The organism is Mesorhizobium sp. M4B.F.Ca.ET.089.01.1.1, from assembly GCF_004022605.1.
In the GTDB taxonomy this organism is placed as follows: Bacteria; Pseudomonadota; Alphaproteobacteria; order Rhizobiales; family Rhizobiaceae; genus Mesorhizobium; species Mesorhizobium abyssinicae.
The window spans coordinates 1-5066 of record NZ_RZOS01000411.1 but is presented as its reverse complement, the minus strand read 5'-3'; the positions used below and the strand labels follow the sequence as shown (position 1 = coordinate 5066).

4 protein-coding genes are annotated in these 5066 nt (G+C 66.8%); all 4 read right to left on the bottom strand.

All coding sequences use genetic code 11. The annotated features are described in order from the left end of the window. A partial coding sequence (locus EN780_RS27210; RefSeq protein WP_128275842.1) for an extracellular solute-binding protein occupies positions 1–662 on the bottom strand: 662 nt, incomplete at its 3' end. A 64-nt stretch (positions 663–726) separates the two neighbouring features. Next, a complete protein-coding gene (locus EN780_RS27205) occupies positions 727–2202 on the bottom strand; it encodes an aldehyde dehydrogenase (protein ID WP_127392305.1) in 1476 nt (491 codons plus the stop codon). Beyond that, positions 2199–3248: an LLM class flavin-dependent oxidoreductase gene (locus EN780_RS27200; RefSeq protein WP_128275841.1), complete on the bottom strand. Its 1050-nt coding sequence runs from the start codon at positions 3246–3248 to the stop codon at positions 2199–2201. Before EN780_RS27200 ends, EN780_RS27205 begins: the two co-directional genes overlap by 4 nt. Positions 3249–3253: 5 nt before the next feature. After that, complete coding sequence (locus EN780_RS27195) at positions 3254–5041, bottom strand: alpha/beta fold hydrolase (protein WP_128275840.1); 1788 nt, start codon at positions 5039–5041, stop codon at positions 3254–3256. Between the last annotated feature and the right edge of the window lie 25 nt (positions 5042–5066).

Sequence of the window (5066 nt, the reverse complement as noted above, 5' to 3'; positions counted from 1 at the left end):
TTCCAGAGCTGGCCGAAGGCGGCCTCGCCGGAGGCGATCAGCTGCTGCGATTCAGCGCCGCCGCCCCACCAGACGATGTCGGACTTGATGGTGTCGAGCTTCTTGAAGGCGCGGTCGAGGTCAAGCGGATAGAGCTTGTCAGCCGGCACGCCGTCGGCGAGCAGCGCGATCTCGATGGCGCCGGGCGCCGACCATTTGTAGAAGGTGCGCTTGCCGGGGAATTTCTTGGTGTCGAACATGTCGGCCCAACCGGCCGGCTCGCCGGAGACCGCGCCCTTGTTCCAGGCGAGCACGAAGGAATAGTAGAAGCTGCCGATTGCGTGCTCGTTGCTGAAGCGCGGATCGAGATCGTCCTTCGGCACGACGGCGAAGTCGATCGGCTCGAGCAGCCCGTCCTTGGCCGCCTTGATGGCGAAGTCCATTTCGACGTCGACCACGTCCCAGGTGACGTTCTTGGCGTCGACCATGGCCTTCAGCTTGCCGTAGTCGGTCGGACCGTCCTGCAGCACCTTGACGCGGGCTGAAGCGGTGAACGGCTCGGCCCAGGATTTCGTCTGGGCTTCCTGGGTGGTGCCGCCCCAACTGGTGAACACCATTTCCTCGGCCTTGGCGGCCGTCGTTGCCATGAGGCCGGCAAGGATGCCGGCGAAAATCAGTTTCATGTCGTTCTCCTCTGACTTTGTGTGTTCCGTTTCTTGTTCTTCAGTGCACCGTCGCCATGCCGCCTCAACGCATGACGAAGGGATCGGGGATCGGCTCGTCCGATGTGCGGATCCACACCGATTTCGAGCGCGTGTAGTCGCGGATGGCGTCGATGCCGCCTTCGCGGCCGAGACCGGACAGCCCGTAGCCGCCGAACGGAACCAGCGGCGAGACGGCGCGGTAGGTGTTGACCCAGACCACGCCGGCGTGGATGCCGCGGGCCATGCGGTGCGCTCTGGCGAGGTTGGTGGTGAAGACGCCGGAGGCGAGGCCGAAGGGCGTGTCGTTGGCGAGCGCCAGCGCCTCCGCCTCGCTGTCGAAGGCAATCGCGCTCAGCACCGGTCCGAACAGTTCCTCGCGCACGCAGGCAAGCGCCTGGTCCTGCGCCTCGATGATCGTTGGCGCGTAGTAGAAGCCGTCCGCCTTGCCCTCGGGCCGTGCGCCGCCGGTGATGAGCCGGCCGCCGCCGGCCAGGCTTTCGGCGACGATCGTCTCGATCCGTTCGCGCTGGCGCAAGGTTGCGAGCGGCCCCATTTCGGTGGCGGTGTCCTGTGGATCGCCGATGGCAATGGCCTCGGCCTTGCGCTTCAGCCGGGCAAGGAATTCGTCCTTCACCGAGCGCTCGACTAGGAGGCGCGAGCCGGCGACGCAGCTCTGGCCGGTCGCGGCGAAGATGCCGGCGACGACGGCGTTGGCGGCGCTGTCGAGATCGGCGTCGGCGAACACGACAACGGGGCTTTTGCCGCCGAGTTCCAGCGTCGTATAGGCGAGGTTCTCGGCCGTGTTGGCGACGATCTGGCGGGCTGTCGAGGGGCCGCCGGTGAAGGCGACGCGGGCGACGAGCGGGTGGCTGGTCAGGCGGCGTCCGCAATCGTGGCCGAAGCCGGTCAGGATGTTGACGGCACCCGCCGGAAAGCCGGCCTCATGGACAAGCTCGGCAAAGGCGAGCAGCGGCGCCGGACCCTCCTCGGAAGCCTTGAGCACGACGGTGCAGCCGGCTGCCAGCGCCGGGCCGAGCTTGACCGCCGACAAAAAGAGCTGCGAATTCCAAGGCACGACCGCGGCAACGACGCCGATCGGCTCCGGCCGGACCGTGACCTCCATGTCGGGCTTGTCGATCGGGATGAAGGCGCCTTCGTGCTTGTCGGCGAGGCCGCCATAGTAGCGGTAATAGTCGCCGACATAGGCGATCTGGGCGCGCGTCTCGCGGATGATCTTGCCGGTGTCGCGCGTTTCCAGTTCCGCCAACCGGCCGGCATTGGCGGCGACGAGATCGCCGAGCCTGACCAGGAGCTTGCCGCGCGCCGTCGCCGTCAGCGAGGCCCAGGGACCGGAACGCAGCGCCCGATGCGCGGCCTCGACGGCGCGGTCGACATCGGCGACGCCAGCGGCCGGCATCGTCGCCCAGGGGGTGCCGGTCGAAGGATCGATGCTGTCAAAGGTCGCCGCCGCCTCGACGAACGCCCCATCTATATAATTCTTGAAGGCTACGGTGCTCATCGCGACCCCGCCTGGAAGGCCGGCATCACCCTGTCGATGAAGAGCCGCAGCGACTTCTTCTTGCGCTCATGCGAAAGGCCGCTGTCGATCCAGATCGAGTACTGGTCGTAGCCCTGCGCTTCATAGGCCTTCAGCCTGGCGATCACCTCGTCGGCCTCGCCGATGACGAGGTTCTGCCTGATCTTGTCGGGCGCGTATTGCGGCATGGCCGCGATCTCGTCCTCGGTCAGCGGCTCCAGAATGCCCTGATGCACAGGCTTCTTGTTCTGGAACCAGGCGCCGAACTGGCAGTAGAACAGCGACAGATCCCGTGCCAGACGGTCGGCGTCGGCGGCGTCCTCGGCCACGAATGTGTGCATCAGCAGCATGATTTCCGGTCGCGCTATGTCCGGATGGGCCTGGCAGGCGGTGTTGAAGCGCTCCATCAGGCTCGCCACCTCGCCGTCGCCGGAGGCAAGCGGCGTCACTTGCACGTTGCATTTGTTGGCGACGGCGAAGTCGTGCGAATTCGGATCGCGGGCCGCCACCCAGATCGGCGGGTAGGGGGCTTGCAAGGGCTTGGGCGAGGAGGTGGTCGGCGGGAAGGACCAGAACTCGCCGGACAACTCGAAATCACCGTCCCAGAGGCCGCGCAGTGCCGGCACCATCTCGCGCATGCGCTGGCCTGCGCCCCAGGCATCGAGCCCGGGGAAGAGCCGCTGATACTCATAGCTGTAGGCGCCGCGCGCGATGCCGATGTCGAGGCGGCCGCCGGTGATGATGTCGGTCATCGCGGCTTCGCCGGCGAGTTTGATCGGGTGCCAGAAGGGCGCGATGATGGTGCCGGTGCCGAGGCGGATGCTTGAAGTCTTGGCGGCGAGATAGGCGATGTTGACGAACGGGTTCGGCGAGATGGTGAATTCCATGCCGTGATGCTCGCCGATCCAGGCGGCCTCGAAGCCTGCCTGCTCGGCCAGCACGACGAGTTCCTCCAGCTCCGTCAGCAGTTCGGATTGCGGCTTGGCCAGTTCCGAGCGCTCCATATGGACGAAAAGCGAAAACTTCATCGGTCTCACCCGTGGCCGGAATGGATTGCTGCTGACGGCGCGGCCTTGGCGAGCGGCCGGACCTCACCTTCGACCTCATTGCCGACATAGACGCCGAACTGGTCCTCGGTGCGCTCGCGCGCATAACGGGCGAGCATCGAGCGCACCGCCGGATCGGCGATCTTGAGATCGGCCATCCGGTCGATGTCGACAAGCCTGATCTGGCCGTCGCCGGACAGCGGGGCGCTCACCGTGCCGCGATAGTAGACATGGGTGCGCGAGGCGTCCGTCGCATCGTCCCAGACCGCATAAAGGAAGCCAAGATCGGCGTCGATCGCCTTGGCGGCAAGCTTTCCCCTCAGACTGCGGGCATCGTTCGCGGCGCCGAGGCCATGACCGGCCGGCAACTGGTGGGAGCCATCCGCCGCCTCGAGGAAGAGCACGCGGCCTTCGCTCTCGAGGATGGCGCCGACTTCGGTTCCGGGCGGGGCGGCGGCAAGCGCTTCCTGGCTGAGGCCCGGCGTGACATAGGCGCCCCGGCAATAGCCCAATGGCTGCGCGCCGTTGTGGGTGAAATCGTGGACCCGGCCGATGAGGATCGAATGGTCGCCGGCATCCACCAGTTGCTCCATGTCGCAATCGAAGACCGCGACGGAACCGTCGATCACGGGATTTCCCGTCTGGCCCGGCTGCCAGATCACCGACGCGAACTTGTCGGCCGCCTTGGAGGCGAAAATGCCTGACGCGGCCTTCTGGTCTTCCGACAGGATGTTGATCGCGAACCCCCTGGAGGTCGAGAAGGCTTGATGCCCCAGCGCCTTCTTGGCGATGCAGACAAGCACCAGCGGCGGCTCGAGCGAGACGGAGGTGAAGGAGTTGGCGGTGAAGCCGCGCGGGTCGCCTGCCTCGTCCACCGTGGTGACGATGGTGACGCCGGTCAGGAAGGAGCCCAGCGCGCGGCGGAATTCGATTGCGTCGAAAGCGGCGTCGGCGCTTGCGGCAACGTCGGCCGTCCGGTCGAGAAAGGCCGTGATGTGCTGAGTCACTTTCCTGGGCGAAGCGATTGTCATCATGTGCTTTTCTCCGCTCAGCACCAGGCATTGTCCTGATGGCGCGAGCCGCGCCATGGCGGCGGACATTGCGGGCGTGGAATTGCGATCCTCCGATCCGGTCATGAACAGTGCCGGCGCGGCAAGCTCGGCAAGGCGATCGACGTGGGCCGTGTCGGCGCTGGCAAAGAGGCGATAGGTGCGGGCGTAGCCTTCGGCATCGACGCCTTCGAGCGCGGTTTGCGCGGTCGCGGCGGCGTCGGCCAGATCCGGCGGGATCGGATCGCCGAACCAGCGCGCGATCGTCGCGGCGATGGCCTGGGGATCGCCATGGCCGCCGAGTGCCGCCGCCCGTTCGCGCACCGCTTGCGCAAGTTCCGGAGGGCGGCGGAAGACGGCGTTGAGGCAAACGACGGACCTGACACGCGACGGGGCGCGCAGCGCGATCTCCTGTGCGACCAGCGCGCCCATCGAATGGCCGACGACCGCGACGCGGTCGAGGCCGAGATGGTCGAGCAGGCGGATCGCCTGGTCGGCGAAGTCCGGCAGCCCGGCATCCTGCGGCGGCAGCGGCGAGCCGCCATGGCCGAGCATATCGATGGCAATCAGGTCGAAGCGGTCCTGCATCAAGGCGATCTGCGGCTGCCAGATCGCCGCGCCCATGCCGACGCCATGGATCAGCAGAACCGGCGCTCCGGACCCGGCTCGCATGAAGCCGGTGCCGTCGGGAGCCTTGCCCAGGGCCAGTGCGGCGGCGTCAGCCATGCAGATCCCCGAGCTCCTTCAGGTC

Coding starts and splice junctions, on each gene's coding strand:
- EN780_RS27205 (WP_127392305.1), bottom strand. CDS start 2,202: ATGAGCACCGTAGCCTTCAAGAATTATATAGATGGGGCGTTCGTCGAG.
- EN780_RS27200 (WP_128275841.1), bottom strand. CDS start 3,248: ATGAAGTTTTCGCTTTTCGTCCATATGGAGCGCTCGGAACTGGCCAAG.
- EN780_RS27195 (WP_128275840.1), bottom strand. CDS start 5,041: ATGGCTGACGCCGCCGCACTGGCCCTGGGCAAGGCTCCCGACGGCACC.